The organism is Rahnella sp. RFA10(1/100) (assembly GCF_004195115.1).
Classification (GTDB): Bacteria; Pseudomonadota; Gammaproteobacteria; order Enterobacterales; family Enterobacteriaceae; genus Rahnella; species Rahnella perminowiae.
The window spans coordinates 560,282-577,399 of the sequence record NZ_SEWR01000002.1 but is presented as its reverse complement, the minus strand read 5'-3'; the positions used below and the strand labels follow the sequence as shown (position 1 = coordinate 577,399).

Here is a 17,118-nt window from a genome sequence, read left to right as displayed (position 1 = left end):
TCTGTCAGGTGAACCGCAAGATTCGCCACCCGGTTTAAAATTCGCTATTATCCGCTTCCACTCCTCATCCGGGTAACCCGATGTCTGCGATTATCGATACTTTTATTGCCCCGCCTTGTTATGACCCCATCGAAACGCTCTATCAGGATGAACATCTGGTGCTTATCAATAAACCTGCCGGACTGCTCAGCCTGTCGGGGAAAAATCCGCAAAACCTTGATTCCGTACATCACCGGCTGGTCAAGATATTTCCCGGCTGTACACTGGTCCACCGTCTGGATTTCGGGACTTCCGGTCTGATGGTGATTGCGCGTAATAAAGCTATCAATGCCGCACTCTGTCAGCAATTCAGCCAGCGCACAGTGACCAAACAGTACAGCGCCCTGCTCTGCGGACATCTCGAACATAACGACGGGGTGGCAGACGCACCGATTGCCAAAGACCCGGCGCTGTTTCCGCTGATGTCGATTTGCGCCATCCATGGCAAGCCCGCCCGCTCCGGCTACCGGGTCGTTGAGCGCTTTTATCATGAGCAGGAAAATGGCGCGTTACTGCCACTGACCCGGGTACAACTGACCCCGGAAACCGGACGCACTCATCAGCTTCGCATTCACTGTCAGCAGTTGGGCCACCCTATTTTGGGCTGTGACCTGTATGGCGGACGCCTGCTGCCGGGCACTGAACAGGCTCCGCGACTGATGTTGCACGCCAGTGAACTGCATTTTGTTCATCCCGTCAGCGGAGAACGGATCGAAGCCCGCAATGCCAGCCCGTTCTGAAAACGAAACGCTCTGTCACGCCCCGCCCGTCCGATTGTCTGCGTGACTTTGCCCTTTTGTTTTGAAAAGCGTTTTTAACCGGGAGGTTGACGCTGTAGTCTCAGTAGCGGTTTTTCTTTTGTTGCATGTAAGCCAGGTGAATACTTTTACCGATTTTAATAAAGAATACCGATTTTAATAACGAAAATTTTAGAATACTGACGAACAGACAGGACAATTATGGACTCCATGCTCACTGCCTCCCGCCCCGATGAGGAGATACCTTCATATCACCGTGCCCGCCGTGCTGCCTGGGGCAGCTTCGTTGGCGCGGTCGTAGACTGGTTCGATTTTTTGCTCTACGGCATTACCGCAGCATTAGTGTTTAACAGTGAATTTTTTCCGCAAATCGACCCGGCAATGGGTACGCTCGCCGCCTTTGCCACCTTCGGTGTCGGCTTTCTCTTTCGTCCGCTCGGCGGCATTGTTTTCGGTCATTTCGGCGATCGTCTGGGCCGCAAACGCATGCTGATGATGACTGTCTGGATCATGGGCATTGCCACCGCCTGTATCGGCATTCTTCCCGCTTTCTCCACGATCGGTTGGTGGGCTCCGGCTCTGCTGGTCATCCTGCGCGCCATTCAGGGATTTGCCGTGGGCGGTGAATGGGGTGGCGCGACACTGCTGGCGGTTGAAAGTGCGCCTTCCGGCAAAAAAGCGTTCTACAGCAGCGGGATCCAGATGGGATATGGTGTCGGCCTGCTGCTCGCTACCGGTCTGGTGTCGCTGATAAGCAGCCTGACCACCGACGCGCAGTTCCTGAGCTGGGGCTGGCGTTTGCCGTTTCTGTTCAGCGTTGTGCTGGTGATCGGCGCGCTGTGGGTGCGTAAGGGCATGGAAGAGTCCGCCGAGTTCGAACGTGCTCAGGTCGGGCAACCCAAAGCGGCCACAAAGCGACTGCCGGTATTTGAAGCGCTGTTTCGCCATCCCGGGGCTTTTTTGAAAATCATCCTTCTGCGCCTGTGCGAACTGCTGACGATGTATATAGTCACTGCGTTCGCCCTTAACTACTCGACGCATAATCTGGGGCTGTCGCGTGAGCTGTTTCTGAATATCGGGCTGCTGGTCGGCGGTATCAGTTGCCTGACAATTCCCCTGTTCGCCTGGCTGGCGGATCGTTACGGTCGCCGCCGCATCTACATCACCGGCGCTGTAGTCGGCGCGCTGAGCGCTTTCCCATTCTTTATGGCACTCGAAGCACGTTCAATTGCCGGCGTGGTGATTTTCTCGCTGTTGCTGGCAAATATCGCTCACGATATGGTGGTCTGCGTGCAGCAGCCCATGTTTACGGAAATGTTCGGTGCGGGTTATCGCTACAGCGGTGCAGGCGTAGGTTATCAGGTTGCCAGCGTAGTGGGCGGTGGGTTTACGCCGTTTATTGCGGCCGCATTGCTGAATTTCTCCGGCGGTGAATGGCATTCCGTCGCCATTTATCTGATGGCGGGCTGTTTGCTTTCCGCCCTTACGGCGATTTTTATGAAGACACCCGTGCACCGCTGAAACACAGGCCATTTAAAAAAGCCCGCTTAAAAATATAAGCGGGCTTTTTAGCATTTGAAGCAGATTTACACCACCCGCAATTCCTCGTAAGACACCATCACATGTTCCGCAAATGCCGGACGCTGGGTGAGTTTTTCGTAATACTGCTCGATAGCCGGGAAGGACGGTCGTGCAATGGCAATATCGAAGTAGCGATACAAATTGTGGCCAAACTGAATATCGGCCAGGGTGAATTCACTTCCGGCAAGGTAACCATGCCGGGCAATCTGCGCTTCGGCAATCGCCAGCTTCTTATTAAGATTCTGCAATGATTTTTCTAACGCCTGATGATCCTGATCTTTAGCCGCCGTTCTTACTACCATCCAGAATACCGGCACAGTGAAGTTCATCGCGACACCGATTTTTGCCCACTCCGTCCATTTATCTGTTTCGGCACGCCGTTCAGGGTCCTGCGGCCAGAATTCATCAGTGCCGTATTTCCCGGCCAGATAACGCAGGATGGCACCGGTTTCCCACAGCGGCTGGCCTTCACCCTCGCGGATCACAGGAACCGTGCCGTTGGGGTTCATCGCCAGAAATTCCGGGGTGTCATTACCACCGTATTTATGGCCGATATCGGTCCTTTCATACTCAAGCCCTAATTCCCCGATACACCACATCAGCGCCTGCACATTTGACGATGTTTTTCTGCCCCATACCCGGATCATTCACTTCCCCCTGTTCGTTCATAAAAGCACCATCTGGCTCCCGTACCCTAATAAAACATTGGCGGCACCGTGCAGACAAGCCATATTTAGAATGAATGATGATAAATGAAGCACAAAGGAAAAGCGTATGGATAACAAGTCCCTCACTCCTTCACAGGCGATTGAGAAGCTCGAAGAAATGTACAACGATTCTGTCGCCGCACTGCGGAATGCGATTAAAGATTTCATCGTTGAGGGTGCGCTGCCTGATATCACGGCGCGTGCTGCCGGGTTGTTTGTTTATCCGGAACTGCGTGTCAGCTGGGATGGCGTGACGCCAGCCAAAAACCCGACCCGCGCTTATGGCCGTTTTTCGCATCCAGGCCGTTATGCCAATACCATCACGCACCCTGAGCTGTTCCGTCACTATCTGCTGGAACAGCTTTCCCTGCTGGGCGAGGAATATGACGCGGTTATCGAAGTGGTGCCGTCACAACAGGAAATTCCTTATTCATATGTGATTGACGGCTCTGATCTGATGCTTGACCGATCGATGAGTGCCGGGCTGGCGAAACATTTCCCGACCACCGAACTGTCGCAGATTGGCGATGAAACCGCTGACGGCCTGCATTATCCCGGCGACACCTTTCCGCTGTCCCATTTCAATGCGCTGCGCGCCGATTTTTCGCTGGCACGCCTGCGTCATTACACCGGCACGCTTATCGAACACTTTCAGCCGTACGTGTTGTTCACCAACTACACCCGGTATGTCGATGAGTTTGTCAGCTGGGCGTGTGCGCAGATTGCTGATCCGCAAAGTCCTTATGAAGCACTGGCCTGCGCAGGCAGCGTATTTATTACAGCCGAAACGCAAAACCCTGAACAGGCAGTTTCCGATCTGGCCTGGAAAAAACACCAGATGCCCGCCTATCATCTGATTGCCCGCGACGGTGCGGGAATTACGCTGGTCAATATCGGCGTCGGTCCGGCCAATGCCAAAACCATTTGCGATCATCTGGCGGTTCTGCGCCCGCATGTCTGGCTGATGATTGGTCACTGCGGCGGATTACGGGAAACACAGTCGATCGGTGATTATGTTCTGGCTCACGCTTATTTGCGTGACGACCATGTGCTGGATGCCGTACTGCCGCCGGATATCCCGATCCCAAGCATTGCTGAAGTGCAACGTGCCTTGTATGACGCAACCAAAATGATGAGCGGCATGCCGGGTGAGCAAGTCAAGCAACGCCTGCGTACCGGCACGGTCGTGACCACCGACGACCGTAACTGGGAATTGCGTTATGCCGCGTCAGCGCTGCGCTTTAATCTCAGTCGTGCCGTTGCCGTCGATATGGAAAGCGCCACCATCGCCGCACAGGGATACCGCTTCCGGGTGCCTTACGGCACGTTGTTGTGCGTTTCTGATAAACCGCTGCACGGAGAAATCAAACTGCCCGGCCAGGCAAACAAATTCTACGAAGGTGCCATTTCAGAACATCTGCAAATTGGTATCTGCGCCATTGACCTGTTGCGCGCCGAGGGCGATCACCTGCATTCACGTAAACTGCGGACATTTAACGAACCCCCTTTCCGCTGATCACCACGCTGACTTCCCCTAAACAGTTCGTGTTGCCGGCAGCAAATTTGATAATCCCGATGAGCTTACCTTCAGTAAGTGATTCGGGTCATTAAACGCAGCCGACGCATCTGCGGCACGAAATATGACGGGGAATTAAGGATTTCCTAAAAAAAGACTTTGCATAATGCAGAGTCTTTTACCATCATAATTTAAAACGCTGTTCTACTTTCTGTCACACTGGAACTCTCTTGCAAAACGTCATCGTCTCTTTGCGCAAAGCCATCGAGCGCACGCCCTGGTATCCGAAACGGCGTTCTTACCGTACGTTGTTCTGGCGTGAAATCACGCCCCTCGCTGTTCCTATTTTCTTCGAAAATGCCTGCGTTCTGCTAATGGGCGTACTGAGTACGTTTCTGGTCAGCTGGCTGGGCAAGGAAGCGATGGCCGGAGTGGGCCTGGCCGACAGTTTCAACATGGTGGTGATTTCATTCTTCGCCGCCGTCGATCTGGGTACGACCGTCGTGGTTGCGTTCAGCCTGGGTAAACTCGACCATGAGCGCGCCCGTGCGGCAGCCCGTCAGTCACTGGCGATCATGACCGTTTTTGCCGTCCTGCTGGCGATACTTCTGCAATTTTCCGGGCATGTGATTATTGACATGATCGCCGGTAATGCCGAGCCGGAGGTAAAAGAACTGGCGCTGTCTTACCTGCAAATGAGCAGCTGGAGCTATCCGGCTGCGGCTATCGCACTGATCGGTTCCGGTGCCTTGCGCGGTGCGGGTAATACCAAAATCCCGATGCTACTTAACGGCGGGATGAACATCCTTAATCTGGTGATCAGCAGCGTACTGATCTATGGCTGTTTCGGCTGGCACGGTTTGGGCTTTATCGGTGCCGGCCTGGGGCTGACCATTGCCCGCTATATCGGTGCGATTGCGGTTATTTTTGTGCTGATGGTCGGTTTTAATCCTTCACTGAAAATCTCCCTGAAAAGCTATTTACTGCCGCTCAATACCAACATTTTGCGTGAAGTGCTGGGGATCGGTATTCCGGCCAGTATCGAATCGGTGCTGTTTAACGGCGGTAAATTACTGACGCAGGTTTTTGTCGCAGGCATGGGCACCAATGTGATTGCCGGTAACTTTATTGCGTTTTCAATTGCCGCACTGATCAACCTGCCGGGGAATGCGCTGGGGTCAGCCTCAACCATTATCGTCGGGACACGTCTGGGCAAAGGACAGATTGCCCAATCCGAGCGTCAGCTGCGCCATATTTTCTGGCTTTCTACCTTCGGGCTGTGTGTGCTGGCCTTACTTTCGGTGCCATTTGCCGGTTTGCTGGCGCGGTTTTACACCAATGAGCAAGACGTTATCGACGTGGTAAAAATCCTGATCTGGCTGAATGCTGCTTTTATGCCTTTCTGGGCGGCCTCGTGGGTGCTGCCTGCTGGCCTGAAGGGGGCGCGTGATGCCCGCTTTACCATGTATGTTTCTATGCTCGGGATGTGGGGCTGTCGTATTGTGGTGGGCTATTTCCTCGGTATCGTACTGGGTTTCGGCGTAGTCGGCATCTGGTTGGGGATGTTCCTCGACTGGATCGTGCGCGGCCTGTTTTTCTACTGGCGTATGGCCAGCGGCCGCTGGTTGTGGAAATACCCGAAGGCCAAAAGGACAGAATGACTCGCCGGGATTATGCCCGCCGGTACATCCGGCGGGGATGGCCGATTTTCCCGTACAGCATTTCGACTTTTAAATCCCCTTTTTGCACACAGTGTTCGAGATAGCGGCGGGCGGTGGTTTTACTCAACCTCGTTTCGCTGACCACCTCATCGACTGAGTAACAGCGTCCGGCATTCTGCATAAAGATGCCTTCCACCAGGTTCAGCGTATTTTCCTCGATACCTTTATTGCCCGCTCTCGGCGTAAAATCCTTCGCCTGTAGCTGATAAAGACTGTCTACGTTTTGCTGATCCACCACTTTCCATGTCCGCTGGGTCTGGCTGAACTGGATAAAGCGATCCAGCGATTGTTGCAGCCGGTTCCACGAAACAGGTTTGAGGATATAATCAAACGCACCACAGCGGATAGCCTGACTGCAGGTAGTCATATCGCTGGCGGCAGTGATAAAAATTACCGAACAGTGCGTTTTCTTCAGCAGGTCATCCTCTATCAATGAAATTCCCTGTCCGTCAGGCAAATAGTTATCCAGCAACAGCAATTGCGGATGCTTTTCCTCGATAAGCACTTTTGCTTCATGCAGCGTGGTGGCCCTGCCTACCAGCCGCAACCAGCGATGATTATCAATCAGCTCGGCATACAGTTGTGCCAGCTGGCTTTCATCTTCAACAATCATTACGTCAATCATTTCAGCTTGCATCATTTGCTCTCTTCCAGTGCTTCTGGACGGGGATTTACCGGCATAAAGCCACTTTGTTCTTCAGGGCGGTGGTGTGGAATAAAAACCGAAAAAACAGCGCCAGTTGGCGGATTGTCAGATACTTCAATAGTGCCACCAGCATGGCTGACATAGCTGGCAACCAGATGCAGGCCCAGACCGTGATCGCCTTGTGTTTTGGATGTCACCCCCAGCGAAAAAATCTGCCCGCGCCGCTCCGGCGCTATCCCGATGCCATGGTCAGCGACTTCAATCACCAGATCATCTGCGCCGGAAACGACATACACGTCTACCGGCCCGGCTTCATTGCCGCGCAGTAATGTGGCTTCGATGGCGTTATCCAGCAGATTGCCAATGATCGACATCAGTTCGGTTTCACTGAGCGCGGCAGGCAGATGCGTTAACTCACAGGCGGGATCAAATTTTAGCTCAACGCCTTTTTCCCGTGCACGGGCATATTTTCCGAGTAACAGACCGCATAATTTTGGTGAGCAGAATCGCGCCGAAACGAAATCCAGCAATTCCTGCGCACTTTCAGACTGAGCTTCGATATAGCGGATCGCCTCGTCGTAACGTCCCATATGCAGGAGCCCGGCGAGTGTTGCCGTCCAGTTGAGCTGTTCGTGGCGTATCACCCGCAGGTTATCGGCATAACGCTGCACCTGGCTCAGCTGGATGCTGAGCCGGTCGATATCGCTGCAATCCCGAAAAGTGATCACCCACCCCTGGAGCTGGTCTTCCAGCATGATCCGTACCCGGCTGGCGATCACTGTCAGGTTGTTGAACAGGCAGATTTCATCGTGAATATCTTTTTCCAGCATAACCTGCGGATCAAAGAAACTGACCGGCGCAATCACCTGCCCGAGCGGCTGACCTCGCAGTTCACGGGACGGCACGTCAAGACTGAGCAATTTTTTGGCCGCCTGGTTGATGACCGCGACCCGCAACTGCGCATCAATAGCGATCACACCTTCGTAAATCGATTCCATCAGCGCCTTTTGCTGACGCACCAGCAGACCGATTTCACGGGGCTCCAGCGAAAACATCTGCCGTTTAATCGAACGTGAAAAAAACCATGAGAAGGTAAACAACGCCAGCAGCAAGGTGGCGGCGGCCAGCAAAATACGGATGACTTTTTCGATAGTCAGGTTATTGATGTGGCTGGTGAGATACCCCACAGAAACGATACCGACCACGTTGCCTTGCCCGTTGATGATCGGTGCCTTACTGCGCAACGATAAGCCGATACCTCCCAGCCGGATGGTGGTGGTGCTTCTGCCCGCCAGCACATCCCCGTTGTCTCCCCCGACCAACATTTTCCCCACACGGTCAGCATAAATCGAATGAAACAGATGTATTGCTTTACCATCGCCTATCACCATGTAACTGGCATCACTACGTGCAGAAATACTCATCATTAAATGGTTAATAGCCGGAACATCCTTATTTTCAACGGCGGTAATTAATGAAGGAATAAGTGCAATTTCCTCTGCCTGAACTTTTGCACGAGTACCCATATCTTCATATAACTGACGTTCTATATCATAATAGTAATAAATACCCGCTATCGAAAAAAGTGTCATAAATAGCATGACAAGATAAATGAATAGCTTTATCTGAAAAGAAGGCCGAAACCGCATCGGGAAACCTATAACCAGACAGTGATATTAATAGAAAGTGCGAAGATATTATCACGCCCCGGTATTTGCGTCAGCGTGAAGGATTAAAGTTGCGAGGCATGCCGCATAACATCATCAGGCGCGTCAGGGCCTGGGAGGCTAACTCCATAATTCACAACAGCTATTTCACCATAAATTAACAGTAATATTATAATTGCAAATAACACCATAAAAACCACGAAAAATAATAGCGACCTGAGTTTTTAAATTAATTAAAACCATAAAAACCTTTCACTCCTTTAAAACACCTTTTCTAATTTGCGGCACCTCACATATTACCGGTCAGCATTACTCTTATACTCCCTGCACAAATTGACACAGGGGATTCATAATGAGTACAACTGACGACACCTATTCTGTTACTGCGGGATATTCCTGCGTTAAACAGCTCTCATTAAAAGAAAAATGGTGGCACATTCTCGATACCTGGAAAATCGGCATTATTCCGTTACCGCTGTTCGCCATGGCGGGGCTACTTATCGCAATAGATTGTCTTGACGGCAAACTGCCGAGCGACATCGTGGTGATGGTCGCCACGTTAGCGTTCTTTGGGTTTGCCTGTGGCGAGTTCGGCAAGCGTCTGCCTTTTATCGGCAAGATGGGCGCTGCGGCGATTTGCGCCACGTTCATTCCTTCCGCGCTGGTCTATTACGGCCTGCTGCCGGATGTCGTGGTGGAGTCCACCACCAAGTTCTACAAAAGCACCAATATTCTGTATCTCTACATCTGCTGCATTATCGTGGGCAGCATCATGAGCATGGATCGCAAAGTGCTGATCCAGGGGTTCATGCGTATTTTCTTCCCAATGTTGTGCGGCGAAGTGGTTGGCATGCTGGTCGGGATGGGGGTCGGTCTGGCGCTGGGCATGGAACCTTTTCAGATTTTCTTCTTCCTGATCTTACCGATCATGGCCGGTGGCGTGGGTGAAGGTGCCATCCCGCTGTCCATTGGTTACGCAGCCTTATTACACATGGACCAGGGTGTGGCGCTGGGTCGCATCCTGCCTATCGTGATGCTGGGCAGCCTGACGGCTATCGTTATCTCCGGTTCTCTCAATCAGCTAGGTAAACGCTATCCACACCTCACCGGCGAAGGTCAGCTGATGCCGTCTGCTAAAAATGCCACAACGGAAAGCAACACGCCGACAGTGGCTGGCGGTAAAACCGATGTCACGACCATTGCCTCAGGTGCATTACTGGCCGTTCTGCTTTATATGGTGGGCATGCTGTTACACAAGCTGATTGGTCTTCCTGCACCGGTCGGGATGCTGTTTGCGGCTGTTGGCCTGAAACTGGCGCACGGCGTTTCTCCCCGCCTGCTCGAAGGTTCTCAGGTGGTGTACAAATTCTTCCAGACTTCCGTCACCTACCCGATTTTGTTCGCCGTCGGTGTCGCCATCACACCGTGGAATGAACTGGTTGCCGCATTCACGATTTCTAATCTGCTGGTCATTGTCAGCACTGTTGCAGCGCTGGTCACCACCGGCTTTTTCGTCGGCAAGAAAATTGGCATGCACCCGATTGATGTCGCCATCGTTTCCTGCTGCCAGAGTGGCCAGGGCGGTACCGGTGATGTCGCCATTCTGACTGCCGGTAACCGCATGCAACTGATGCCATTTGCCCAAATAGCCACACGTATTGGCGGGGCCATTAATGTCTCGGTTGCCCTGCTGGTGCTCGGCAACTTCCTCGTCTGATGCCGCGCTAACTCTTTTTTAATTCAGGATATTTTCATGAAACTGGCAAGTTATCTTTATCAGGGGCGCAAGTCCTACGGCATCGCAACCGGGCACGGCATGATCGACCTTGGTCGCCATCTCGGTCAGCGTTATCCGGACCTCAAAGCTCTGCTGGCAGGCAATGCACTGGCACAGGCTCAGGCGCTGGCGACCCTGCCCGCAGATGTGGATATCGACGATCTGACTTTTCTGCCGGTCATCCAGAATCCGGAAAAAATTCTCTGTGTTGGTATGAACTACGCCGAAAAACGCAAAGAATTTGACCAGCATAATCCGGCACCGACATTGTTCGTCCGCTTTGCTGATTCACAAACCGGCCACGCTTCTCCCGTCATCAAACCGAGCCGTTCTGTCGAATTTGATTACGAAGGTGAACTGGCAGTGATTATCGGTTCTGCCGGGGAAAATATTTCCCGCGAAAACGCCCTGGCGCACGTCGCCGGCTACAGCTGCTATATGGACGGTTCCGCCCGCGACTGGCAGCACACCTGGTTTACCGCCGGTAAAAACTGGCCGCAGACCGGTGCGTTCGGGCCGTGGATGACCACGGCCGATGAGATCCCAGACCCGCACACACTGGCAATCCGCACCTGGCTGAACGGTCACATGGTGCAGGACGACAACACCCGCAGCATGATCCACAACGTTGCCGAACTGATTGAGTACATCAGCACCTTTACCTCACTGAGTGCCGGTGACGTGATCATTACCGGTTCGCCAGGTGGGGTAGGTAAAAAGCGCGTACCGCCGCTGTTTATGAAACCCGGCGATCGCATCGAAGTAGAAATTGAAAAGATTGGTCATCTCAGCAATGTGATTGTTGCGGCAGAAACCAAGGTTGCCGCCGGCCGTCAGGTGAGCCATGCCCGGGCGGCTCACTAACCTCTTAAAACCAACTGACCTGGCCGGGCATTCAGCCCGGCGTTTTAAACATTGCGTCGACTTACACCAGACATCAGGAATGCATTATGTTCAGCCGTGACGAACCCGACTTTTATGTCATCTCTGTCAGCCAGCCACCGAAAGGCATGCTGGAGGATATCCGCGCCTTGTTGCAACAAAGCCAGTTAGGTATGGATGACGACATAGAGCAGTTCGTGGTGGCCTGCTCGGGCCGCCGGCTGGTCGGATGCGCAGGTCTGGTCAGCAACATTATCAAATGCGTTGCCGTGGCTGCCGACTGGCGCGGCGAAAACCTCAGCGCCAGATTGCTGGGTGAAGTGGAAAATCTGGCGGTATCTGGCGGAAAATTCCATTTATTTCTGTACACCCGGCCGTCAAATCGGGAGCGCTTTCGTGGCTGCGGCTTTTACCCGCTGGTCCAGTGGGACGACGTCGCCGTGCTGATGGAAAACACACCCGTGGGCATCAGTCAGTACTGCTGCGGTTTACAGCGCCATTATCATCATGGCCAGCGCATCGGTGCGGTGGTGATGAACGCCAACCCGTTCACTCTCGGGCATCGCTTTCTCACCGAACAGGCGGCAGCAACCTGCGACTGGCTGCATGTCTTTGTGGTAAGCGAAGACGTGTCGTATTTCCCGTTTCAGGAACGTCTTGAAATGGTCCGTATGGGGGTCGCGGACCTGCCCAACGTGACGGTGCATGTCGGTTCTGAATACCTAATCTCCCGCGCAACCTTTCCCGGCTATTTCCTCAAGGATGCGGGGCTGGTGAATCAGGCGTGGAGCGTGATGGATTTGCTGATTTTCCGCCAGTACATCGCCCCGGCATTAGGGATTACGCATCGTTTTGTGGGCAGCGAACCTTTCTGTCAGGTGACTCATCAGTACAACTGCGACATGCATGACTGGCTGGAAGCACCTGCCCGCCTGGCGTCGCAACCGCTGAAGGTGACTGAGTTGCCCCGCAAACGTCACGCCAGCGGCAGGGCAATTTCGGCATCTGAAGTGCGTGCGCTGCTCCGGACGCATCAGTTACCGCGTATCCGCGACATTGTTCCGCCCAGTACTTACGCCCACCTTGAGCAACATTATTCCGCCACTGCGCCCGCGGATCCGGTGCATGGCGATGTTCTTATTATTTCACCCTCACTTTGTTAACAGCAGGAAAAACCCATGAAAATTGTGAAGGAGGCGCTGGCAGGAACGGTTGAATCCAGCGATTTACTGGTAAAAATCGCCCCGGCCAGTGAGCTGAATGTGGTGATCAGCAGTGAAGTCGCCAAACAGTTTGGCGACCAGATCCGCCGTGTCGTGAATGACACCCTGCATACACTCGGTGTTATCGCGGGTCTGGTGATTATTGAAGACAAAGGTGCACTGGATTGCGTCATTCGTGCCCGGGTACAAAGTGCAGTACTGCGTGCGGCACAGGCTGAAGAGATTAACTGGGAGATGTTACGATGAAAAAACTCCGCCGCAGCATGCTGTTCCTGCCGGGGGCCAGTGCCGCCATGTTATCCACGGCATTCATTTATCGCCCTGACTCCATCATGTTTGATCTCGAAGATGCCGTTTCACTGCGTGAGAAAGACACGGCACGCATTTTAGTTTTCCATGCGCTTTCACACCCGATGTATCGCGATATCGAAACCGTAGTGCGTATCAACCCGCTCAGTACACCGTTTGGCCTTAAAGATTTGGAGGCCGTGGTACGGGCGGGTGCGGATGTGGTGCGCTTACCCAAAACCGATACGCCGGACGATATTTTTGAGCTGGAAGCGCATATCGAACGCATCGAGAAGGCCTGCGGGCGCGAAGTCGGTTCCACCAAAGTGATGGCCGCCATCGAATCAGCTATTGGTGTAATCAATGCCGTGGCGATCGCCCGCTGTTCGCCGCGTCTGATCGGCATTGCGCTGGCGGCTTTCGATTATGTGATGGATATGCAAACCGAGCGCGGCGACGGCACCGAACTGTTTTATGCCCGCTGCGCCGTGCTACACGCGGCACGTGCCGCCGGAATTGACGCCTTCGACGTGGTGTATTCCGACATTAATGATGAGGCCGGTTTCCTGCGTGAAGTGGAGCTGATCCGCAAAATGGGCTTTAACGGCAAATCCCTGATCAATCCGCGACAGATTGAGCTGTTACACAACGCTTACGCGCCGACGCAGGAAGATGTGGACTATGCGCACCGGGTGATTGCCGCCGCAGAAGAAGGCGAGCGCAACGGGCTGGGCGTGATTTCGCTCAACGGCAAGATGATCGATGGCCCGATCATCAACCATGCGCAGGTGGTACTTGAACGCGCCAGCGCATCCGGTATCCGTCGCTAGCCTTTAATTTTGTACAGGAATATCAAGACAATGAGTCATTTAACTGAAACTTTGCACAGTCTTTATCCGCAGCTCAGACATCTGGTTGCCTTTGACGGTGCGCACCGTAATACGCCATATCTTTCCGATCCTGATGCCCGTCTGCATCGTAAATTATGCGATTCGCTGGAACAGGCGATTGCGCGCAGCGGCCTGAAAGATGGCATGACCATTTCCTTCCATCATGCTTTCCGTGAAGGTGATCAGGTTATTAATAATGTCGTCGCCACGCTGGCAAAACTCGGCTTTAAAAACCTCACGCTGGCATCCAGTTCACTGATGACCTGTAATGATGCGCTGATCGAACATATCCGCCACGGTGTCATCACCCAAATCTATACTTCGGGGATGCGTGGCAAACTGGCCGATGCCATTTCTCACGGGCTGATGGACCAACCGGTACAAATCCACTCGCACGGTGGTCGGGTTAAATTATTGCAGGACGGCGAACTGAACATTGATGTCGCATTCCTTGGCGTGCCGTGCAGCGATGAATTCGGCAATGCCAATGGTACACAGGGTAAATCCTGCTGTGGTTCGCTGGGCTACGCCATGGTGGATGCGCAATTCGCCAGAACCGTGGTGCTGCTGGCCGAAGAACTGGTGCCCTTCCCTAATATGCCCGCCAGCCTGGTGCAGGATCAGGTGGATTACATCGTTAAAGTCGATCAGGTCGGTGATCCGGCGAAAATCAGCGTCGGCGCTGCCCGTGTCACCAGTAATCCGCGTGAACTGATGATCGCCCGTACGGCGGCTGAAGTCATTGAATACTCGGGCTATTTCAAACCGGGATTTTCGATGCAAACCGGTTCCGGCGCGGCGGCCACGGCCTGCACCCGTTTCATGGAAGAGAAAATGGAACGCCACCAGATCACCGCCCGTTTTGCCCTCGGAGGCATCACCGGCAGTCTGGTGGATTTGCATGAAAAAGGTCTGATTCAAACGCTGCTGGATACGCAATGTTTCGACGGTCAGGCGGCGGCGTCACTTAGCCGTAACCCGCAGCACATCGAGATATCCACCAACGTTTATGCTAATCCGGGTGCAAAGGCCGCGAGCTGCGACCAGCTGGATATCGTCATTCTGAGCGCGCTGGAAATCGATACCGGTTTTAACGTTAATGTCATCACCGGTTCCGACGGTGTCATGCGTGGCGCGTCCGGCGGTCATTGCGATGTTGCCAGTGCGGCCAATCTGACCATTGTCGTCGCGCCTTTATTGCGCAGCCGAATTCCGACGGTGGTGCGCCGCGTCACCACCCGTGTAACGCCGGGGGAAAGCATCGATGTGCTGGTGACTGATCATGGCATCGCTGTCAACCCGGCACGTCCGGAAATCCGGCAGCGACTGGAGGAGGCGGGTCTGAAAATCATGGACATCGAGGCGTTGTATCAGCGGGCGATTTCCCTGACCGGCGAACCGAAACCGATTGAATTCACTGACCGCATCGTGGGTGTTATCCGCTATCGCGACGGCAGTGTCATTGACGTGGTTCATCAGGTAAAAGAGGACGCATAAATGACCATCATGACGCCTGCTGATGCAGGCGTCAGCCTCGAGGATTTGCTGGCAGCAAAGGAACTGCGGGCCAAACGGCAAACCCACTGGCTGACTCAATTCTCGCAACCGCTGATTTCACTCACGCTGGTAACGCCGGGGCCGGTGAAAGACTCTGTCGTGTATCGTCAGGTTATGCGTGAGGCATTGCAACGTGCCGAAGTCATGTTGCTGCAACATGGCTGGCCGGTACTGAAACAACAGGTCTTCTGGCTGCCCACCGGTGCGGAAGCGTTCTGGTGCGTGAAGCATCCTGCGCCGGAAGTGAAAGCGGCTACGGTTGAACTGGAACAATCACATATCCTCGGGCGTTTATGGGATTTCGATGTGATCTGCCCGCAGGCGGGCATTGTGGGCCGCCGTTCGCTCGACAATGCCAGCCGCCGCTGTCTGATTTGCGATGGCCCCGCCCATGCCTGTGCCCGTTCGCGCCAGCACCCGCTACCGGAAGTTATCGCCAAAGTGGAGGCACTGATTGATGGCTGGCACCGTATGCTCTGAACATCCTGTCTCTACTGACATTGCCGCACTGGCAGCCGAAGCGTTGCGCCGTGAAGTCTGGCTGACCCCCAAACCGGGGCTGGTGGACAGTGCCAACAACGGCTCGCACAGCGACATGGATTTGCCCCTGTTTCTGCGCAGCATTGATGCCATCACGCCCTGGCTCCATCAGTTTTTTACTCTTGGTCAGCAGGATTTTCTGCAACCCTCACAGGGGATGCTGATGCGCATCCGTCCGACCGGACTGGCCTGTGAGCAGGCGATGTTCGGCGCAACACAGGGGATTAACACCCACAAAGGCGGCATCTTCTCGCTCGGGTTATTGTGCACCGCCGCAGGCAGACTGATCGGACAACGCCGGTTGCTGACCCGCAATCGCTTATGTGCTGAAGTGGCCGCCATGACGCAAGGGTTGGTTGAGCGCGAATTACAACACTGCTGCCAGCCGGTGTCGGCGGGTGAACGGCTGTTTGTGGCACACGGGATGACCGGTGCCCGGGGCGAGGTACAGAGCGGATTCCTCACTTTGCGTCGCCACGTTTTTCCATACTGGTATCAGGAAAGCCATTCTGAACGCCGCAGCCTTAATGCTTTGCTGCGCCTGATGGCCTATAACCCCGACACCAATCTGGTGGCACGCGGCGGCCTCAGCGGATTACATTTCGTACAGGATTATGCCCGCCGGTTACTGAACACAGGCTGGCAGACGGAGGATTTACAGCAGATGGACAACGCCCTGATAGCCCGTCATCTCAGCCCCGGAGGCAGTGCGGATTTGCTGGCAATTGCCATCGTGCTGATGGCTTTCCCACAATGAGCCCGGTGCCTGAAATAACCCGCATGCTGGTTCCCGGATTGCGTGACAGCGAAGCCGGGCACTGGCAAAGCCGCTGGCATGAACAATATCCCCACTGGCTGCGCATAAAGCAGCGCAACTGGGCGCAGGTTGATCTTGAAGGCTGGATTACTGCCATTGACCGTGAGCAGAAAAAGGCCCCTTCCCCGCTGCTGCTGATCGGCCACAGTTTTGGCGCGCTCGCAAGCCTGGTGTGGGCGAACCGTCATCCGCAACTCACGGCGGGTGTGATGCTGGTCGCTCCTGCCGAGCCCATGCGGTTCGGGCTCAATGATGACATTCTTCCTGTACCGCTGGCCGTACCGGGGCTGCTGGTCGCCAGCCATACCGATCCGTTGCTGACCTTTACCCGGGCCGAATTTTGGGCGCAGACGTGGCGCTGCGAACTGGCAGATATCGGGGAGGCCGGACATATCAATGTGGAATCAGGGTTCGGCGACTGGCCGTGGGGGCTGACGAAACTGGAGGTATTTGCCGCGCAACTGGCGGCAAACTTATCGGACTAAATGCGCGACAGGGTGTTCAGTAGT

General features: G+C 54.1%; 16 protein-coding genes. 13 read left to right on the top strand and 3 right to left on the bottom strand.

The window, feature by feature from the left end:
- The first annotated feature begins 80 nt into the window (after positions 1–80).
- On the top strand, positions 81–779 hold the full coding sequence (locus tag ETV65_RS09265) for an RluA family pseudouridine synthase (RefSeq protein WP_129952584.1): 699 nt from the start codon (positions 81–83) through the stop codon (positions 777–779).
- Positions 780–998: 219 nt separating this feature from the next.
- Positions 999–2,318 (top strand): shikimate transporter, encoded by a 1,320-nt coding sequence (gene shiA, locus ETV65_RS09260; protein WP_129952583.1) that lies wholly within the window; start codon positions 999–1,001, stop codon positions 2,316–2,318.
- Between the two features lie 65 nt (positions 2,319–2,383).
- Here the strand turns inward: shiA and ETV65_RS09255 are convergent, their stop codons facing one another.
- Complete coding sequence (locus tag ETV65_RS09255) at positions 2,384–3,025, bottom strand: glutathione S-transferase family protein (RefSeq protein ID WP_129952582.1); 642 nt, start codon at positions 3,023–3,025, stop codon at positions 2,384–2,386.
- A gap of 127 nt (positions 3,026–3,152) precedes the next feature.
- Here ETV65_RS09255 and ETV65_RS09250 point away from each other — a divergent pair, with 127 nt between their 5' ends.
- Together ETV65_RS09250 and ETV65_RS09245 are read left to right on the top strand one after the other, a co-directional pair.
- Positions 3,153–4,601 (top strand): AMP nucleosidase, encoded by a 1,449-nt coding sequence (locus tag ETV65_RS09250; RefSeq protein ID WP_129952581.1) that lies wholly within the window; start codon positions 3,153–3,155, stop codon positions 4,599–4,601.
- A gap of 230 nt (positions 4,602–4,831) precedes the next feature.
- Positions 4,832–6,262, top strand: coding sequence for an EmmdR/YeeO family multidrug/toxin efflux MATE transporter (locus tag ETV65_RS09245; RefSeq protein WP_129952580.1), 1,431 nt, complete (start codon positions 4,832–4,834; stop codon positions 6,260–6,262).
- A gap of 10 nt (positions 6,263–6,272) precedes the next feature.
- On the opposite strand, the gene ETV65_RS09240 is transcribed toward ETV65_RS09245, so the two are convergent.
- Both ETV65_RS09240 and ETV65_RS09235 read right to left on the bottom strand, forming a co-directional pair.
- Positions 6,273–6,959, bottom strand: a complete 687-nt coding sequence (locus tag ETV65_RS09240; RefSeq protein ID WP_165383722.1) for a response regulator — start codon at positions 6,957–6,959, stop codon at positions 6,273–6,275.
- A complete protein-coding gene (locus tag ETV65_RS09235; RefSeq protein ID WP_129952578.1) occupies positions 6,959–8,617 on the bottom strand; it encodes a sensor histidine kinase in 1,659 nt (552 codons plus the stop codon). The genes ETV65_RS09240 and ETV65_RS09235 overlap by 1 nt, the downstream gene beginning before the upstream one ends.
- A 370-nt stretch (positions 8,618–8,987) precedes the next feature.
- Between ETV65_RS09235 and ETV65_RS09230 the strand changes: the two genes are divergently transcribed.
- From ETV65_RS09230 to ETV65_RS09190, 9 genes are all read left to right on the top strand, one after another.
- Complete coding sequence (locus ETV65_RS09230) at positions 8,988–10,352, top strand: 2-hydroxycarboxylate transporter family protein (protein ID WP_129952577.1); 1,365 nt, start codon at positions 8,988–8,990, stop codon at positions 10,350–10,352.
- A gap of 36 nt (positions 10,353–10,388) precedes the next feature.
- A complete protein-coding gene (locus ETV65_RS09225) occupies positions 10,389–11,276 on the top strand; it encodes a fumarylacetoacetate hydrolase family protein (protein ID WP_129952576.1) in 888 nt (295 codons plus the stop codon).
- Between the two features lie 86 nt (positions 11,277–11,362).
- Entirely contained in the window at positions 11,363–12,457 is a 1,095-nt protein-coding gene (gene citC, locus ETV65_RS09220) for a [citrate (pro-3S)-lyase] ligase (RefSeq protein WP_129952575.1), read from the top strand.
- A 15-nt stretch (positions 12,458–12,472) separates the two neighbouring features.
- The gene (citD, locus tag ETV65_RS09215) at positions 12,473–12,763 is read left to right on the top strand and encodes a citrate lyase acyl carrier protein (RefSeq protein ID WP_129952574.1); all 291 of its coding nucleotides are present in this window, start codon (positions 12,473–12,475) and stop codon (positions 12,761–12,763) included.
- Positions 12,760–13,635, top strand: coding sequence for a citrate (pro-3S)-lyase subunit beta (gene citE, locus ETV65_RS09210; protein ID WP_129952573.1), 876 nt, complete (start codon positions 12,760–12,762; stop codon positions 13,633–13,635). The genes citD and citE overlap by 4 nt, the downstream gene beginning before the upstream one ends.
- Before the next feature lie 30 nt (positions 13,636–13,665).
- Positions 13,666–15,192 (top strand): citrate lyase subunit alpha, encoded by a 1,527-nt coding sequence (gene citF, locus ETV65_RS09205; protein WP_129952572.1) that lies wholly within the window; start codon positions 13,666–13,668, stop codon positions 15,190–15,192.
- A complete protein-coding gene (gene citX / locus ETV65_RS09200) occupies positions 15,193–15,732 on the top strand; it encodes a citrate lyase holo-[acyl-carrier protein] synthase (protein WP_129952571.1) in 540 nt (179 codons plus the stop codon). It abuts the gene before it with no gap.
- On the top strand, positions 15,710–16,549 hold the full coding sequence (gene citG / locus ETV65_RS09195) for a triphosphoribosyl-dephospho-CoA synthase CitG (RefSeq protein WP_129952570.1): 840 nt from the start codon (positions 15,710–15,712) through the stop codon (positions 16,547–16,549). The genes citX and citG overlap by 23 nt, the downstream gene beginning before the upstream one ends.
- A complete protein-coding gene (locus ETV65_RS09190) occupies positions 16,546–17,094 on the top strand; it encodes an alpha/beta hydrolase (protein ID WP_129952569.1) in 549 nt (182 codons plus the stop codon). Before citG ends, ETV65_RS09190 begins: the two co-directional genes overlap by 4 nt.
- Positions 17,095–17,118 lie beyond the last annotated feature (24 nt).